General features: G+C 40.9%; 15 protein-coding genes. 11 read left to right on the top strand and 4 right to left on the bottom strand.

Annotated features, from left to right (window positions below):
- The first annotated feature begins 294 nt into the window (after positions 1-294).
- The 5 genes from CWC11_RS07280 to CWC11_RS07260 all read left to right on the top strand — a co-directional run bounded on the left by CWC11_RS07280 (position 295) and on the right by CWC11_RS07260 (position 8,757).
- Positions 295-1,470 (top strand): exo-beta-N-acetylmuramidase NamZ family protein, encoded by a 1,176-nt coding sequence (locus CWC11_RS07280; protein WP_138682159.1) that lies wholly within the window; start codon positions 295-297, stop codon positions 1,468-1,470.
- A gap of 9 nt (positions 1,471-1,479) precedes the next feature.
- A complete protein-coding gene (gene pbp4b, locus CWC11_RS07275) occupies positions 1,480-3,141 on the top strand; it encodes a penicillin binding protein PBP4B (protein WP_138682158.1) in 1,662 nt (553 codons plus the stop codon).
- Between the two features lie 186 nt (positions 3,142-3,327).
- Positions 3,328-4,704, top strand: a complete 1,377-nt coding sequence (locus CWC11_RS07270) for a Na+/H+ antiporter NhaC family protein (protein ID WP_058549519.1) — start codon at positions 3,328-3,330, stop codon at positions 4,702-4,704.
- Between the two features lie 408 nt (positions 4,705-5,112).
- Positions 5,113-6,855 (top strand): potassium/proton antiporter, encoded by a 1,743-nt coding sequence (locus CWC11_RS07265; RefSeq protein ID WP_138682157.1) that lies wholly within the window; start codon positions 5,113-5,115, stop codon positions 6,853-6,855.
- 237 nt (positions 6,856-7,092) lie between these two features.
- Complete coding sequence (locus CWC11_RS07260; RefSeq protein ID WP_138682156.1) at positions 7,093-8,757, top strand: KAP family P-loop NTPase fold protein; 1,665 nt, start codon at positions 7,093-7,095, stop codon at positions 8,755-8,757.
- A 79-nt stretch (positions 8,758-8,836) separates the two neighbouring features.
- On the opposite strand, the gene CWC11_RS07255 is transcribed toward CWC11_RS07260, so the two are convergent.
- The 3 genes from CWC11_RS07255 to CWC11_RS07245 all read right to left on the bottom strand — a co-directional run bounded on the left by CWC11_RS07255 (position 8,837) and on the right by CWC11_RS07245 (position 10,807).
- Entirely contained in the window at positions 8,837-9,460 is a 624-nt protein-coding gene (locus CWC11_RS07255; RefSeq protein ID WP_138682155.1) for a hypothetical protein, read from the bottom strand.
- Positions 9,447-10,001: a sigma-70 family RNA polymerase sigma factor gene (locus CWC11_RS07250; RefSeq protein ID WP_138682154.1), complete on the bottom strand. Its 555-nt coding sequence runs from the start codon at positions 9,999-10,001 to the stop codon at positions 9,447-9,449. The genes CWC11_RS07255 and CWC11_RS07250 overlap by 14 nt, the downstream gene beginning before the upstream one ends.
- A 176-nt stretch (positions 10,002-10,177) precedes the next feature.
- Positions 10,178-10,807, bottom strand: a complete 630-nt coding sequence (locus tag CWC11_RS07245; RefSeq protein WP_138682153.1) for an energy transducer TonB — start codon at positions 10,805-10,807, stop codon at positions 10,178-10,180.
- A gap of 145 nt (positions 10,808-10,952) precedes the next feature.
- Between CWC11_RS07245 and CWC11_RS07240 the strand changes: the two genes are divergently transcribed.
- Together CWC11_RS07240 and CWC11_RS07235 are read left to right on the top strand one after the other, a co-directional pair.
- Positions 10,953-11,459 carry a DUF3087 domain-containing protein gene (locus tag CWC11_RS07240; RefSeq protein ID WP_138682152.1) on the top strand — a complete coding sequence of 169 codons (507 nt, stop codon included), beginning with the start codon at positions 10,953-10,955 and terminating at the stop codon, positions 11,457-11,459.
- A gap of 12 nt (positions 11,460-11,471) precedes the next feature.
- Positions 11,472-11,921 (top strand): low molecular weight protein-tyrosine-phosphatase, encoded by a 450-nt coding sequence (locus CWC11_RS07235; RefSeq protein ID WP_138682151.1) that lies wholly within the window; start codon positions 11,472-11,474, stop codon positions 11,919-11,921.
- A 54-nt stretch (positions 11,922-11,975) separates the two neighbouring features.
- Here the strand turns inward: CWC11_RS07235 and CWC11_RS07230 are convergent, their stop codons facing one another.
- Positions 11,976-13,088: an energy transducer TonB gene (locus tag CWC11_RS07230; protein ID WP_138682150.1), complete on the bottom strand. Its 1,113-nt coding sequence runs from the start codon at positions 13,086-13,088 to the stop codon at positions 11,976-11,978.
- 252 nt (positions 13,089-13,340) lie between these two features.
- Between CWC11_RS07230 and CWC11_RS07225 the strand changes: the two genes are divergently transcribed.
- From CWC11_RS07225 to alaS, 4 genes are all read left to right on the top strand, one after another.
- Positions 13,341-13,964: a GTP cyclohydrolase II gene (locus CWC11_RS07225; protein WP_058549528.1), complete on the top strand. Its 624-nt coding sequence runs from the start codon at positions 13,341-13,343 to the stop codon at positions 13,962-13,964.
- 81 nt (positions 13,965-14,045) lie between these two features.
- Positions 14,046-14,834, top strand: coding sequence for a BPSS1780 family membrane protein (locus CWC11_RS07220; RefSeq protein ID WP_138682149.1), 789 nt, complete (start codon positions 14,046-14,048; stop codon positions 14,832-14,834).
- Positions 14,834-15,286, top strand: a complete 453-nt coding sequence (locus tag CWC11_RS07215) for a regulatory protein RecX (protein ID WP_138682148.1) — start codon at positions 14,834-14,836, stop codon at positions 15,284-15,286. Before CWC11_RS07220 ends, CWC11_RS07215 begins: the two co-directional genes overlap by 1 nt.
- A 19-nt stretch (positions 15,287-15,305) precedes the next feature.
- Complete coding sequence (gene alaS / locus CWC11_RS07210) at positions 15,306-17,906, top strand: alanine--tRNA ligase (protein ID WP_138682147.1); 2,601 nt, start codon at positions 15,306-15,308, stop codon at positions 17,904-17,906.
- Positions 17,907-17,909 lie beyond the last annotated feature (3 nt).

Below are 17,909 nucleotides of genomic sequence, written 5' to 3'. Positions count from 1 at the left end.
ACGAACCAAGCAGTCGGAGGTTCACTCTTACAAAATACGTCCTGCGCCCACCACTTTCATACATAAGCCGACACTAAGTCGGTTTTTTTGTGCCTGAAATTTGAGAAAGTTTTCAGCTTTCAGCTTTCAGTTAAGCCAAACAAACATCCCTGTTAAAAATTTCAGCGTAGACGCAGAACTTGTTCGCGTGAGAAGCGCAGCTTTTAATTAGTTACGTATCTACTTAAAACCATTCACTGCTCTTTAACTTAAGCTGTGGTATTTTAAACACCTTGTTTAAAAGGATCTTGCTGTATGTTTAAAGCCGTATTTATCACCTTTGTATTATTATTTAGCAGCTTATTTAATGTGAATGCGAAGCAAAGCGAAGCGCAAAACTTACCCGTGGTTGGCGCTGCGCAATTCGCACATTATTTACCACAATTAAAAAATAAACGTGTTGGGCTTGTGGTAAACCAAACATCACTTGTTGCTAACACGCATTTAGTAGATGCCTTACTCACTAAAAATATAAACATAACTAAAATTTTTGCGCCTGAGCATGGCTTTAGAGGCGATCACGATGCCGGTGCCCATGTTAAAAGTGCAGTTGATAGCAAAACAGGTATCCCGCTTATTTCTATTTATGGCAAAAACAAAAAGCCAAGCGTAGAAGCTCTTAGCAATGTAGATGTTATTATTTTTGATATACAAGATGTGGGCGTGCGCTTTTATACCTACATAAGCTCTATGCATTACATGATGGAAGCCGCAGCCGAGCAAGGTATTGAGTTTATTGTACTTGATAGGCCAAACCCCAATATTGCTTACGTTGATGGGCCAATACTTGAGCGCGACTTTAAATCGTTTGTAGGCATGCACCCAATACCCGTGCTGCACGGCATGACGGTAGGCGAGCTTGCAAAAATGATCAAAGGCAAAAGCTGGATCAATAAAGCCGCTGATTTAAAGCTTACTGTGATCCCGGTTGATCATTACACGCGCTCAACATCCTACAGTTTACCTGTAAAACCCAGCCCTAATTTACCGAATGATCAATCAATTACGCTTTACCCATCACTTTGTTTTTTTGAGGCAACACCTATAAGTATTGGCAGAGGCACCGACTTTGCGTTTCAGGTAATTGGCTACTCGCCCGTTGCGCTTGGAGAATTTAGTTTTACACCACGCTCTATTAAAGGCGCGTCAGCAAACCCTAAATTTAAAAATACCCCTGTAAAAGGGCTCGATTTACGCACGGAAAATACGCACGGGCTTAATTTAAGTTACTTAATAACGGCTTATAGTAAATTAACTAAAAATAATATTACCTTTTTTGAACGCGCTGATTTTATGGATAAATTGGCAGGTACTAATAAGTTACGTTTAGCTATTGAAGCAGGGCAATCAGAGGCACAAATAAAACAAAGTTGGCAGCAAGGGCTTGAGGCATTTAAAAAGCAACGCGCGCCATATTTACTATACAAGTAAGGGTTATAAATGGCGTTAGTAATAAACACAAAAATAAGCACTTATTTTAAAGCCACTTTATTAGCAGTTATGGCCCTTACACTTGCAGCGTGTAGTAGCAACAAGGCTAATGACTTTACAGCGAGTGAGCTTAAGCAGAGTAAATTAGTAACGCTTCCAAACGCACAAGTCGTGGTTACCTTTCCTGAGGCTAACCCAAGTAGCCGTGAATACGTAAATAACCGTGGTACTTTTAAAGCGTACAAAGGGCGAGGGCAGTTATTAATTCAAAATAATAACGCGATAAGCGCCGATATTTTTATAAATAACCAAAAGCTTAATATTACCAGCCAACTCGCCGCGAATACTTTATATGAGTATTCGCTCGCAAGGCGCACTCATAACGGGGTTAATACGTTTAAAGTTGAAAATATTAAGCCTAAAGGCGCAAGCCTTACTTTACGCTTTGAGTTTCCGACGTTAAATACTGCCGTGCAAAGCAATATAGACTTTAGCCAAGTAGATGCCCTTATTGAAAAAGACGTAAAAGCAGGTTTTCCGGGGGCAGTATTAGCCGTTGTAAAAAGTGGCGAACTTATAAAGCTTAGCGCCTATGGCGATGCCAAGCAGTACCAACAAAGTGATTTAATGCTACTACGCCCAGAGCCAATGCAAACACACACTCTGTTTGATTTAGCATCTAACACCAAAATATTTGCCACTAACTTTGCCCTTATGAAACTAGTAAGCGAAGGGCTTTTAAATATAAATAAACCCGTGCAAAGTTATTTGCCCGAATACAAAGGCGATGGGCGCGAACTGCGCACAGTAAAAGATTTACTCACGCATACAGCGGGTTACCCGCCAGTGTTCGACTTTCATCGTAAAAGTACTAAAAACGGCGATGCGTATTTTTCGCAAAACAGCCAAACTACTAAGCAGCTGTTACTTACGCAAGTACCGCTAAGTAATAAATACCCCGCACAAGCAGTCTACTCAGATATTGATTATATGATTTTAGGTGTACTGGTTGAGCGTATAACCGGGCAATCACTCGATGACTACCTAGAGCAACACATTTACGCCCCACTTAAACTAACCAATACGGTATTTAACCCACTTAAAAAGGGCTTTAAACGCGAAGAGTTTGCAGCTACCGAGCTTAGCGGTAATACCCGCGATGGACGTATTGAGTTTGATAATATTCGCACCAATGTTTTGCAAGGCGAAGTGCACGACGAGCGGGCATTTTATTCGTTTGATGGCGTAGCAGGGCATGCGGGTTTATTTAGTAATGCGCCCGATTTAGCGGTGCTTAGCCAAGTGTTATTAAACCAAGGTGGCTTTGGCAATAACCAGTTATTTAGCGCATCAACCTTAGCGCAGTTTTTAACGCCACAATTAAACAACGAAACCTACGGCCTTGGTTTTAGGCTTGCAGGTAACAACCAAGCTAGGCGTTGGCACTTTGGCCCTTACGCAAGTGCACAAGCGTATGGACACACAGGTTGGACGGGCACAGTTACCGTAATTGACCCAACATACGATTTAGCCATTATTTTATTGACCAATGCGCGGCATACAAAAATAAAAGGAAGCCAAAAACATTACCAGTTTTTGGGTAAACAATACGAGACCGCGCAATATGGCTCAGTGGTATCGCTTATTTACGAAGCACTACTAAATCAATAAATTATCGTTTAGGTTAAAACGGCCTAAGTGCAGTGCCTTAAGTGATTTATTTGCAGGTGACTTACCTAAGCCAATCCATTAAGCTAAGCGGTTTACAAATTCAGGCCTCATTTTTAAAACGGCCTGCAAAATAAGCGTTTCAACGTGAATAAGCGAACGCACTTCGCTATTAATAAAGGTTAACTTATGTCTTGGTATTCTATATTACCGCCGCTCATTGCTATCGCCATCGTGTTTTGGCGCAAAGAAGTAATAATGGCACTTTTGGTGGCTGTGGCTTCATCAGAACTTTTGCTCGCAATACAAGGCGAGGGTAATACCTTATTTGCTACATTTTTAAATACCATTGAGCGCATAATATCGGTAGCCAGCTCGCCAGGTAACACCCGCATTTTAATATTTAGTATTATGATTGGTGCCTTGCTGGCTTACATTCGCGAATCGGGCGGAGTAGCAGCAACTGTAAATATGCTAATGAACAAAGGCATTGCAAAAAGTAAACGCCAAGTTGGCTTTTTAACCATGTTTACTGGCATTGCGGTATTTATAGAATCAAACCTAAGTGTATTAACCTCAGGTATTGTATCGCGCGGTCTGTTCGACAAATTTAAAATGAGCCGAGCGCGTCTTGCTTACATCATTGATAGCACCAGTGCGCCGGTATGTATTTTAATACTGCTTAATGGCTGGGGGGCATTTGTGCTGGGTTTGCTTGGTAATTACGAGCTAAGCGAATCGGCAGTGTCTATTTTATGGGGCAGCGTAGGGTATAACTTTTACGCCATTATCACCTTAGTCATTGTGTTTTACACTATCGCGTTTGATAAAGTACACGGCCCAATGAAAGAAGCCGAACAAAAGCTAGAGCTGCAAAAAACCGACCTAAAAGAAGAAGTAAAAGGCTCTAAAGCGCGTTACATGCTCGTGCCTTTAGTCACGCTTATTGTGAGCATGGTAGGCTTTATGTTTTACACCGGCAATGGCGTATTAGCAGAAGGTAGCGGCTCTAAATCTGTTTTATATGCAACCGTGTTAGCCATTGTGGTTGCTTACGCTTTAATGATTAGCTCACGCCAATTTACCCACCATCAATTAGTAGACACCGGCTTTAAAGGCATGGGCGAGCTATTACCATTGGTAAGTATTGTTTTGCTTTCACTTACACTGGGCGCAAGTTTAAAAGAGCTAGGTACCGGCGTATTTGTCGCATCGCTCGTGGGCGACTACTTACCCATTTACCTAATTGTACCTGTGCTGTTTTTAACTGGCGCGGTCATGTCGTTTACTACGGGTACATCGTGGGGCACATTTGCCATACTCATCCCTATTGGCGTACCACTTATTCAAGAACTTGGTTTACCGCCTTCACTTGTAGTCGGCGCTATTTTGGGTGGTGGCATATTTGGCGATCACTGCTCGCCTATATCCGACACCAGCGCCGTATCGGCACTCGCCTCGGGGTGTGATTTGCTCACCCACGTTAAAACACAGCTACCGTACGCATTATTTGGCGGCGCACTCACGTTTATAGCGTACTTAGTAACAAGCATAATAGTGTTATAAATACACGTTACTTTAATACTCAAAAGCCTGCATAAATGCAGGCTTTTTTGTTTAAAAACAAATAATCCAAATATCCAACTTAGTAATGCCAACTCTAATAACTCACTAACTTAATCTAAAGCATTTAATTATAGACTTAAGTACCCGTATTTATATTTTTTAGGTTATTGTATAGCATGAGCTTTAAGCTTTTTAATAGCTATAAATTCTTACTTTTAATACCAATTCGCTTAATTAAGTGATCTATTTTGAGGCTGGAAAAACGTGTTGATAGCTAGGCAAAAAATTCGCTATTTAGTTGTTCTAAATGAGAATTTTTTAACGCAGGTAGCGACACGTTTAGCCCCGCAAAATGATTAAGTATTATTGCGGATTGGTATAACTCATATAAGGCAGTAAACCCACACTATGTTTGTAATAGATAATATCATTCTCGTTAGTGCCATTTTAATTTTACTTGGGGTAATTTCGAGCAAGCTCTCTGCTCGCGTTGGCTTACCAGTGCTCGTGCTATTTTTACTGGTAGGTATGCTCGCAGGTGAGGATGGTATTGCAGGTATATCGTTTGATAACGCAGAGGCTGCACATGCTTTGGGTACTCTCGCGCTTGCCATTATCCTATTTGATGGGGGCTTACAAACACCTACCAGTTCAATTAAACAAGTGTGGAAACCCGCATCGGCTTTAGCAACCATCGGGGTATTATTTACCGCAGTTATAACAGGCCTTGTAGCTACCTACATTCTAAATTTGCCTATATTACAAGGCGTTTTATTAGGCGCTATTGTTGGCTCTACAGATGCCGCAGCCGTGTTTGCATTGTTACGAAGTGCCGGTATTCACTTAAATAAAAAGCTTAAATCTACGCTTGAAATAGAAAGTGCCTCGAACGATCCAATGGCTATTTTCTTAACGGTTGGTTTGCTAGAAATGATCGTTAACGACATGCCAGTAGGGCTGGGTTTACTGCAGTTATTTGCCCAACAAATGGGTGTTGGCGCTGTTTGTGGTCTTTTAATTGGTAAGGTATCGGTTTGGTTTATTAATCGAATTAAACTAAATGCATCGGGTTTGTATTTAGTGATGGTAACCGCATTTGGACTGCTTTCTTTTGGCCTTTCTGCAACGCTTGGCGGCAGTGGATTTTTAGCTGTATTTATAACGGGTGTTATTTTAGGTAACAGCAAGTTTGTATATAAACGCGGTATTTTTCTGTTTCATGACGGCTTAGCATGGCTTGGGCAAATAACCATGTTTGTTGTATTAGGACTCCTTATTAACCCGTCGTCGTTGGTTGATGTATGGTTAGAAGGATTGCTTATTGCACTGGCACTTATTTTTGTTGCTCGCCCATTAGCGGTAGCGCCTATTTTAAAACTGTTTGGCTTTAATAATCGCGAAACCTTGTTTGTATCTTGGGTGGGCCTTAGGGGCTCAGTGCCCATTATTTTAGCGATATTCCCATTGTTATTCGGCCTCTCAGGGGCTGAGCTTATTTTTAATGTTGTATTTTTTGTGGTGTTAATTTCAGCTACGTTACAGGGCTCAACAATGCCTTGGATAGCTAAAAAACTAAACTTAGTCGAGCCACCACCTGATTTAGCAGCTGCAACGCTCGAAATTACCGCACTAAATGATATTGATATAGAAATTGTAGAGTACACGCTAAGTGAGGTTTCGCGTGTTTCTGGGCGTAGCTTGTCACACGCGGCACTCCCGGAGAGCGTGGTTGTTGCTATGATCACTCGAGGCCCTTCAATCATACCGCCACGGGGGTCAACTAAGTTAAAAGCAAACGATCACTTATTTGTAGTTTTAAAACCAGATAACAGACCTTTTGTTGATTTAGTTTTTACAGCAACCGATAAAACAAACCATCAAGATAGCCACTTAGCGCACAACGAACTTAAAGTAAAAGGGGTAACGTTGGTAGGCGATATATTTTACTCTTACCACATGCACATAGACGCCCCAGAGGATATAAGCCTAGAAGAGGTGATTAACCAAAAGCTCGGCGAAGAGGTGACTAAAGGCTCAGTGGTTGTTATTGGTAATGTTCAACTACGCGTTATAACCATGGTAAATACACGTATAGTGACCATTGGCTTAAAGTATTTGAGTAATCCTGAAAAGCGACTTTTAAAGCAGTAATTATTAACAATGATTTATTAAATGGTGACAGCACATTTATAGCGGACGTAGGTTGGGGTGACTGACACGAAACCCAACATTTCTCTAATGCAATGAGCACACCCAAAGCTAATTATATGTAGTGTTTATTGTAGGCGCATAGCTTGCTGGCGCGTCGGGCGTTAGCCCGAAATAAATGCAACTGTTGATAATTCGATATTACACTATGTGAAAAAGCATTATTTAAAGGGACATTAAATGACTGAGGTTAAAGACTTCAAATGGGATAATCCAACTAATTGCAAAGTAGGTGAGTATTTTCCTGCTGATAAATTAGATCGTGCTCGCTACGCCACTTTCTTATCAAGACTATTGGCTCAAGAAGGGTTTGACCTTAATCGCCCTGAAGGAACTCAAAAGAAAAACTATGTATTAAATTTAAATGCGGAGTGGGGGGCAGGGAAAACGTATTTTCTTAAGCGTTGGTCGCAAGAGTTAATAGTAAATTACCCGGTTGTATATATTGACGCATGGCAGCAAGATTATTCAGACGATCCATTTTTAACTGTAATTGCAGGTATCATTAAACAGCTTCAACTTCAGGCTAAGTTTAATATAAAAATACCTAAAAGCGCCGTTTCGATGTTTAAGGCTGTTGCACCTGCTATTGCACAAGGCTTAACTAAAAAAATATCAGGCATAGATTTAGATGAACTACACACATTACTATTTTCTGATGATGAAATTGATAGCGAGCAAAAACAAAGCTCCAATAAACCGTCTGGCAGTGACTTTTCACCGGCAGTAAAGGCGCTAGCACAAAACTTGATTAAAGATCATGAAGCTAAAAATAAAAGCATTGAAGTAATCAAATCTAAGCTAGCTGATTGGGTCAGTAAGTTTGAAAAGCAGGAAGGTAAGTCGTTACCCATATTTATTTTTATTGATGAATTAGATCGTTGTCGCCCAAGTTATGCAGTAGAAATGTTAGAGACGATTAAGCATATTTTTGATGTTAAAGGTATTGTATTTGTTGTGGCTACGGATACTGAGCAACTTCAACATACAATTAAATCAATTTATGGTGAAGGGTTTGACGCTAAGATTTACCTAGGCCGCTTTTTTAATAGTCGCTATAGTTTAAAGCGTCCTGCTTTGAAGGATTTTTTATCAGTACATAGCGATATAACTAAATTTGAATCTGCGTATTTAAAAAGTAAAAAGATCGAGATAATTTCTCACAGAGAAACCCCACAAGCTACATTAGCTAATATTTCTGTTGTATTAGATGCGTTTGAAGTACAACCAAGAACAGCCATTCAGATTACTGAGCGTATAATTGCCATTATTGTAAATTTACAAAGTGGTAAGAAAGTAGATGTACTCGTGCTAGCGGTTTTATTTTGTATTCATGAAAAAGATCATTCACTTTATGATGAGATAATAAGCGATCGATTTCAGCGGAAAGAACAAGATACTAAAGGTGAAATGCAAAATATAAGTTTGAGCAGCTTTTTACAAAAAAATATATTAAAAAAGCATTTATCACGACCGCTAGCATATTTTTTAAGTCCAAACCTATATGCAAGTAGTACTAGAATTAATACCTGCTTATATAGTGAAAAAGACTATCTCATGCCTCTTTCAACTTTTATTGAGCGTGTCTTTTGTGAAGTGTTTAAAAGTGAAGGTTTTAGCGTTTTTAGTTTTCTAGATGATACTAGGGGAAGGCCTTTAAGCGACTTAGAACGAGTAGAAAAAGAATTAGTAGATCATAATTTTCGTAAAGGGGAAGAAGAGAAAGCTACAATACTTTGGATAAAGTATATTTATATCAAAGATGGGTATAACAAAATTACAAACGATCATTATCGTGAGTTTATAGAGCTTTCCTCACCATTAGATTATATGGGCGATAGTTAACTGTCTCTGTGCAGCGCGAAGTGCCTCTGTGTTCTCGGTGGTAATTACCTATTTAAATTACCACCTTACTAAAAACAACCTAAACCCCACATTGCCTAACCCCAGCCCCCGCATGTTTTAGCGCTATAATCTGCCCTTTACCGTTATGCGCCATAGCGAGCATATCACCCGTATTTATATTACTTTCAACTGCGTGCTTTCCCTTTAAATCACTTAAGAGCGACTGTTTAATTTGTACCAGTACTTCGTCATTACAACTGGCTATATACCAGTCGTTATCGACCTTTACGAGCGTGCCGTATTCTATGTGGCGTTGCTGGTGTAGGCGTAAGCTATTGGCATGTTGCGTATCGAGCATATGTTTTTGCTCAGTGATGGCGCTTGTGTAACTGCCTGATGGGTTTATTTCGTGGGTTTTAATAATTGAGTAGTCGTGAATGTCTATAGTCTTAAATGAGCTGTTAAGCACGGTTTTTGGAGCGTAGTTAATGCCATTGCTGCTATCAAAAACAATAAATGCAAACACGCCCAGAGCACAGGCGAGGCTGGCAAGTTGTAGTGTAAAGCCGAACTTTTTAGGCTTTGTTTGCGTGGCTTTAATAAGTAACGCTTTTTGCTGCGAAGCATTGAGCGTAGTGCGTGCTTTTCGCTCTTTGTAGTGTTGTGTGAGCTTTTGGTCAAACTGCTCATCAGGCTTGTTCATTGTTTGCTCCTAATAAACGTTTAAGGTTTTGTTTGGCATAGCGTAACCGCGTTTTTACGCTCTCATGGTTGCTTTGGGTTATAAGCGCTATGTCGGCAAGGCTAAAGCCTTCTTGTTGTAAGGTAATGGCTTCGCGCTGTACAAAGCTTAGCTGTTTAAGTGCATTATCGAATGCTTGATAACTTATATTGCTTTGCTCATTTTGCTGCGCGGGTAGATGGGTGTTTTCGTCAAGCTCTACAAAGCGCTGCTGTTTGCGGTATTCGTCTATTAATGTGTTGCGGGCAAGTTTAAATAACCACGCTTTGGGTGTGGTTTGCGCTTGGTAAAGGTGGCGTTTTTCGATTACCTTTAGCCATGTTTGTTGGCTTACGTCGTATGCTAAATGTGTATTAGATTGCGTTACTAGGTAGTGATATAAATCGTTACTGTAGAGGGCAATAAGCTGCTCTAAGTAACGATTGTTGCCACTTTTTGCGTAACTTGCCATGCAATCCTTGCTTGGCGTTTCAAATAACCATGACTTAATACTTAGTAACATAGGCTCATCGCTTTTATACCAATTCGCTTAATTAAGTGATCTATTTTGAGGGTAGAAAAACGTGTTGATAGCTAGGCAAAAAATTCGCTATTTAGTTGTTCTAAATGAGAATTTTTTAACACAGGTAGCGACACGTTTAGCCCCACAAAATGATTAAGTATTATTGCGGATTGGTATTATTGTTGTAATTTAAAATCGAGCTGTACGGTTTGACCAGTTTGTAATTGTGCCACACCTTCAATTACTTTGGGGCGATATTTCCAGCGTTTAATGGCTCTTATTGCTTCGCGATCAAAGGTGCGTTTTGGCTCTGCGTTAATAACGACTGGATTTATTACTTCGCCGGTGGGCGAAATATTAAAGCTAAGTTGTACCCAGCCTTCAATGCCATCGCGAGCAGCAGACGTTGGGTATTTAGGGTTTATGCGCACTATGGGCGTTGCATCCCCGGTAGGGCGGTTAATGGTGCTATTTATATCATCACCAAAGCTGTCCATTATTAATGGTGGGGCAGTGTTTATTGCCATAATTGGATCGGCACTGGGTGAAACTCGCGGTGGTGCTTTTGGCGGCACTTTAGGCATAGGCGGTGGTGGTATTCTTTTTATGGTGGTTGTTTGTTTATCCTCTGGTGCCTGAAAAATTTCTACAATAATATCGCCGCCGAGCTTTATAGGCGCGCGCTGCTCGCCAGAGATTAAATATTGCATAAACGCAAAAGCCGCAAAGGTCATTACTGCACCGCCAATTACGGCGGTTGATGTTTTAATAAATGCTGAGTTATTAGGTACTTCAAGTGTGTGCATAAGCCGCTCCGAGTAAACTTATTTGGGTTATTTAAAAGCTATAACGGGGGGCAAATCAAAAAGGGGTTAAATAATTTTATAAAAATTGCGGGGTTTAGTTACAATAGCGTTTTGTATTCTTTTACTTATAAATTTTTAGGCTGTTATGCAACTCATACAAATAGATAAAGCACGTTACCGCAAGCATTTAAATCGGGTAATTGCAGGTTGTGCAGCGGGTTTGGCTGTTGGCAGCTTGGCTATATCGCAAACATTAATTGCGCTATTTCCTGATGAAAGCGGGAGCCATTTTCATTGGAATTTAACCGGTGTTGTTATAACAAGTTTGGCGATTGGCTGGCTGTTAAATAAATACCGTACACATACGTTTATGACAGAAGTTGTTTATGTGTGGGAGCTTAAAAAAGCACTTAACAAAATAACCCGCAAAATGGCTAAGTTAAAAGCAGCAGGGCGCGAAGGTAATGCCGATGCGTTATTAGCGATTCATTATAGTTATGCGGGCTCACGACTTTTATGGCAGCTAGACGATAACACTATTACCATGGACGAATTAGCCATAAAGCAAACAGAGCTTGATAGTGTGGCTGCAAAGTATAACGTTACGCTTAACGTTGATGAGTATGATGCGAATATTTTAAAACAGTTTTAAGGAGCCTGCCTGATGAAAAAAGTACTTATAGTGTGTTTAGGTAATATTTGCCGCTCGCCAACAGCAGAGGCGGTGTTAAAAGCACGCGCTAAAAAATTAGGTGTTGAGGTAAAAGTAGACTCGGCAGGTACTATTGGTTATCACGAAGGTAAAATGCCAGATAGCCGCTCAATGGCTGCGGGTGAAAAACGCGGTTATAGCTTTAAAGGTATTTTTTCGCGCCCAGTGCGCACCAGTGACTTTACTGAGTTTGATTTAATTTTAGCGGCCGACACACAAAATTTAGCTGATTTAAAAGCGCAATGCCCTGCGCATTTACATTACAAGCTGGCACTGTTTTTAGAATACGGCGAGCAAAGCCAAAGCGCTATACCCGACCCATACTACGGCGGCGATGACGGCTTTGAAAGTGTGCTTGATTTAATAGAAGCGGCAAGCGATAAAATACTCGCTAAGATTTAGAGCTAATTTATAAATTTAAAAAAAGCGCCATATGGCGCTTTTTTATATTTTAGCTTATCGGTTAATTTTAAAGTCGAGTTGCACCTGAGTTACAGCGCTAACCGGTTTACCATCTTCAAACTTTGGCGCGTAACGCCATTGTTCTATGGCAGCTTGAGCTGACTTTTCAAATGCGCTGCCACCTTCTGAACTAAGTACTTTAGGGTTTTTAACAAAGCCTGCAGTATCTACTTCAAACTCCATAACAACGCTACCATCGCTACGAAATCTAGCTTTATTTTGAGGGTACTCAGGATGAACACGGTAGAGCGGTGTTTGCTGTTGGGATTCTTTCCAAGGCACCATTTGGGCAATAGCTAGGCAATGCTTAGTTGCTTCATCGCTTTTGCCTTGTTTTTCGTACAGGCTAACAAGGCGCGAATGAGCTGTTAGCTCTGCACTGTGATCAAAGCTTAAGTTTTCGTCAAACACGGTAACTATATTGTTTAAGCGCTCAATGGCTTGGCTGTATCTCTTTCTGCCTTCGGCAAAAGAAGCCATTAAAAAATCGGCCTTAATTTGTTCTACTGAGCCATTAGGTACGTTTTCTCGGTAGTATTCGTCGGCGGCTTCTAGGTAGTTTTTGGCTTCACGGTATTTTTTGTGGCTATGCTTTTTAGCAAGTAGCGTTGCAGCTTCGAGCTTCATGTCGGCTACAAACTTAGGGTTGTTTTGTGTTTCGGCTATTTCAATTATTTGTTCTAAATAGTTATCTGCTTGATAAGCCGATGGAGCGAAGTTTGCCTGACCAAATAAAGCATCAATAACTTCTACAGATTGCTCCCCATGATTACCTGCCAAAATGGTGTGCGCTTCTTTGTAGAGATTAAAGCGTTGCTCAGTTAGCTCTGTCCCATAGCCATTAATCGCCTTAGCGTAGTTAATTGCTAAATTAGCGGTGTTGTCGTCGTTTTTACCATAAACAGCTTTACCCGATGTGTAAGCAAGTTCTGCAGCTTGTTGTACATTTTCGTCTGCTTTAACGGCAGCTAAATAATTTTTGTATGCTTGGCTAAAAACACGTTGAGGGTCGTTTGCTTGGCTAGCTAGTGCTTGGGTGCTTAAAGTAGTTGCGCTTAGCGCTGATAAACTTAAACCAACAAATAAGGCGAGTTGCTGTGGCTTCATAATAATCCCTATTAATATTTATACTTTATAATAACGTACACCAAATAAGAATGGTTGTCATTAAAATGGGTAAATGAACGTAAATGCTTAACTCATTTGTTGAGGGTGTTTTAAATTGCGGTTAATCATTGAAAACAGCGGCTGTCGTCGCCATATAATTGCGATAAACAATGTTGTACTACGATCTAAATTTAAACGTTTGTGATATTATCACCTTATCGTGTCGTAGTTATTTAAATATTTGGATTTGTCGTGGCGCAAGTAAGAGCAAGAGTCCAGCTTAATGTTGGCAAAAACAGTGATATCCCTGCAGAAATAGTGTCATTTACTGACTTAAAAGATGGCCAAGAGCATATTGCTATGGTGTTTAATAACGCCGATACCGAGCAAGCTGTGCCGCTTATTCGTATGCACTCTGAGTGTTTAACAGGAGATGTATTTCATTCGTCACGTTGTGATTGCGGTGAGCAATTAAATGAATGTATTGAAATGATGCACGAAAAAGGCGGTGTTTTACTATATTTGCGCCAAGAAGGGCGCGGTATTGGTTTGTACAATAAAATTGATGCCTATGTACTGCAATCGCAAGGTATGAACACCTACGAGGCTAATAACCACTTAGGCTTTGCCGACGATTTACGTGATTTTTCGGATGCGGTGTTAATGCTTAATGCACTTAACTTAAGCCACGTTAAATTAATGACTAATAACCCTAAAAAGCTTAATGCACTCAGAGATGCAGGTATTGAGGTTGACTCAGTCATTGGTACTCACGCACACATTAAAGCGGGTGTTGCAGGTAATAAGTCGTACCTAGAAACTAAAATTAAGCACGGCGCGCACATGCTAGACATTAAGAAAATTAAAAAACCTTAAGCATTTAATTGCGTTCTGTCTATTAATCCCCCCTCACGCCAAGTTATACTTGGCGTGTTTCGTTTTAAATTAAGAGCAAGTATGTCTACAGAATTACGAATTTTTAAAGCTGATGCAGGCCTAAAGTGGTTTAAAGCCGGATGGCTTATTTTTAAAACCCAGCCAGCAACCTTTATTTTTATGCATTTATTTATTGGCATTGTAGGGCTACTGTCTTTATTTTTACCTTTACTGCAAGTTGTTGCAGCACTAGCTACGCCGTTTTTAACCGCTGGATTTTATCAGGCGGTGCTTACAAAACAGCAAGGCGGTAAAATTATGCTGGCCGATATACTCAAACCGTTTTCGGCAAAGGGGAATCGTTTAGGGTTACTGCGTTTGGCGCTTTATCAAATGGGTGCGGGTATTTTAATGGCGTTACTTGCTAATGGTTTATTTGCCGATGCAGTGGCTGTTATGAGCCAACCAGGGCTTGATCCAAACGTAGCACTTGAGCAAATGCTTGAGAGTATATCTGGCGCTAATGTTATTTTATTTTTTATGGCGATGCTTATTTATTTAACGGCATTTGCGTACGCTGTACCGCTTGTTTACTTTAGTAAAGAAGCACGTATTTTAACGGCACTTAAAAAGTCGTTAATGGTGTTTTACCATAATTTATTTCCGCTGGGCGTATTTGGCGTTATTTGCGCATTATTTATGGCGCTTTCTATGTTCTTATCGTTCTTACCACTATTGATTTTAATGCCAATTTGCTACATTAGCTTTTTTGTATCTTATCAGGCTATTTTTATGCCAATTGTGCCACCAAGTGACGATAGCAATGTTAAGCCACTTAGCAGCGATACAAGCGGGCGTTTTGACGCTTAATGGATGATAAGTTAAAGCAAAAGCTAAAAAATTATGTACTTTGGTTACTAGGGCGCCAAGAATATTCGCGCCGTGAGTTAACGCAAAAACTACAGCAAAAAGAAGCCACAAACGAGTTTATCGAAAACCTGCTTAATTGGTGCGAAGAGCACAATTTTATTAATGAGCAGCGATACTGTGAAGGCTTTGTAAGAAAACACATATTTAAATGCCACGGGCTTAAGCGTATTCAAAGCGAAGCCATGGGCAAAGGGATTGACCGTTCGCTACTTGAAAGAGTAGTTGAAGAGCTTGAAATAGATTGGTTTGAGCTGGCGCAGGATGCGTACAACAAAAAATATTCGGATACACCGCCAAATCTCGATTACAAAGACAAAGCTAAGCGCGTGCGCTACTTAATGTATCGAGGGTTTAGCTACGATGAAATTAATTTTGCAATGCAAGCACAGTAAATACAGGTGAGACTTTCAAATGCAGCACATGACTACCGCACAAATTAGGCAACAGTTTTTAGACTTTTTTGCCAGCAAACAACACCAAGTTGTACCTTCAAGCTCGCTTATTCCGGGTAACGATGCCACGTTGTTATTTAACAACGCCGGTATGGTGCAGTTTAAAGATGTATTTTTAGGCGCTGAATCACGCCCATATACACGTGCGACAAGCTCGCAGCGTTGTGTACGTGCTGGTGGTAAACATAACGATTTAGAAAATGTTGGTTACACGGCGCGCCACCATACATTTTTTGAAATGTTAGGTAACTTCAGCTTTGGTGATTACTTTAAGCAAGAAGCAATTAAGTTTGCGTGGGAGTTTTTAACTGAGGTTGTTAAATTACCTCAAGAAAAACTGCTTGTTACTATTTATCATGATGATGAAGAAGCATTTGAGTACTGGTCAAAAGATATTGGTTTAAGTGAAGATCGCATTATTCGTATTGCTACCTCAGACAACTTTTGGTCTATGGGTGATACAGGCCCGTGTGGTCCGTGTTCTGAAATATTTTACGATCACGGTGAGCACATTTGGGGTGGTCCTCCGGGCACTCCAGAGGAAGACGGCGACCGTTTTATCGAAATTTGGAACCTAGTATTTATGCAGTACAACCGTCAAAGCGACGGTACTATGCTGCCATTACCTAAGCAATCTGTTGATACAGGAATGGGCCTTGAGCGTATTTCTGCTATTTTGCAGGGCGTGCATTCAAACTACGAAATCGATTTGTTCCAAGGCTTAATTGCAGCAGCTGCAAGCGTAACTAACGCGCAAGATATGGACGATAAGTCACTTCGCGTAGTAGCGGATCATATTCGTTCGTGTGCGTTTTTAATCTCAGACGGTGTTATGCCATCTAACGAAGGCCGTGGTTACGTACTACGTCGTATTATTCGTCGTGCGGTTCGCCACGGTAATAAGCTTGGCGCACAAGGCGCGTTTTTCTTTAAATTAGTTGCTGCACTTATTGAGCAAATGGGTCAAGCGTACCCAGAGCTTGCTAAGCAACAAGAAATTATTGAAAAAGTACTTCGCATTGAAGAAGAACAGTTTGGTAAAACACTTGAACGTGGCTTAGCTATTTTAGAAGAAAGCTTAAGTGACCTTAAAGGCGATGTGATCCCAGGTGATTTAGTATTTAAACTTTACGACACGTATGGTTTCCCTGCCGATTTAACCGCCGATGTTGCGCGCGAACGCCAAATGACGATTGATCATAAAGGCTTTGAAGAATGCATGGCTGTACAGCGTAAAACTGCGCAGCAAGCGGGTAAATTTGGTGCAGATTACAACGAGCAATTAAAATCAGAAAAGCTTACTGAGTTTAAAGGCTACGACAGCACGCATTACAGCGCAACAGTGGTAGAAATTTTTGCCGGTGGCGAAGCCGTACAGTTATTAGAAGATGGCCAAGAAGGCATTGTAATACTAGACCGCACACCGTTTTACGCAGAATCGGGCGGCCAAACTGGCGATACCGGTACTATTAGCGTTGCTGGTGGCGAGTTTAATGTTACTAACACCACTAAACTTGGTAATGCATTTGCGCACCACGGTACAGTACAAGGGCGTATTGGTGTTAACGATAAAGTGGATGCCACTATTGATGACGCACGCCGTGATAGCATCAAGAAAAACCACACAGCTACGCATATTTTACATGAAGCACTTCGTCAGTTGTTGGGTGAACATGTAGGCCAAAAAGGCTCGCTAGTTCAAGCTGACCGTTTACGTTTTGACTTTTCTCACTTTGAAGCTGTTACAAAAGATGAGCTGCGTGAAATTGAGCGTGTAGTTAATGACGAAATTCGTCGTAACTTTGCACTTAACACTGAACTTATGGCAATTGATGATGCTAAAGCTAAAGGTGCTATGGCGCTGTTTGGCGAAAAGTACGACGACGAAGTACGCGTAGTAACAATTGGTGATTACTCAATTGAGCTTTGTGGTGGTACACACGTTGAGCGAGCTGGCGATATTGGTTTATTCAAAATTGTATCTGAAAGCGGTATTGCTGCAGGCGTTCGCCGTATAGAAGCAGTAACTGGCGCAGATGCCGTAGCGTATGTAAGCGAGCAAGAGCAACAGCTTAACGATGTTGCAGCGCTTGTTAAAGGCGATAGCGCATCAGTACTTGAAAAAGTAACTGCGTTACTTGAAAAGTCTAAAGGCCTTGAAAAGCAAATTGCTCAGCTTAACGACAAGCTAGCAAGTGCTGCAGGTGCGTCTTTACTTGATTCGATAGTAGAAATTAATGGCGTTAAGCTATTAGTTGCAAACGTTGAAGGTACTGAGTCTAAAGCGCTTCGTGGTATGGTTGATGACCTTAAAAACAAGATTGGCTCAGGTGTTATTGCCCTTGGTGTTGCCAGTGGCGACAAAGTAAGCCTAATTGCCGGTGTAACTAAAGACTTAACAGGTAAAGTTAAAGCCGGTGAGCTTGTAAACCACATGGCTTCTCAAGTCGGCGGTAAAGGCGGCGGTCGTCCTGATATGGCTCAAGCGGGTGGTTCTCAGCCTGAAAACTTAAACACAGCGCTTGATAGCGTAACAGCTTGGGTAACCGAGAAAGTTTAAGAT

Origin of the sequence: Pseudoalteromonas sp. S3178, from assembly GCF_005886985.1 — a bacterium.
In the GTDB taxonomy this organism is placed as follows: Bacteria; Pseudomonadota; Gammaproteobacteria; order Enterobacterales; family Alteromonadaceae; genus Pseudoalteromonas; species Pseudoalteromonas carrageenovora.
This window is presented reverse-complemented; position numbering and strand designations above follow the sequence as displayed.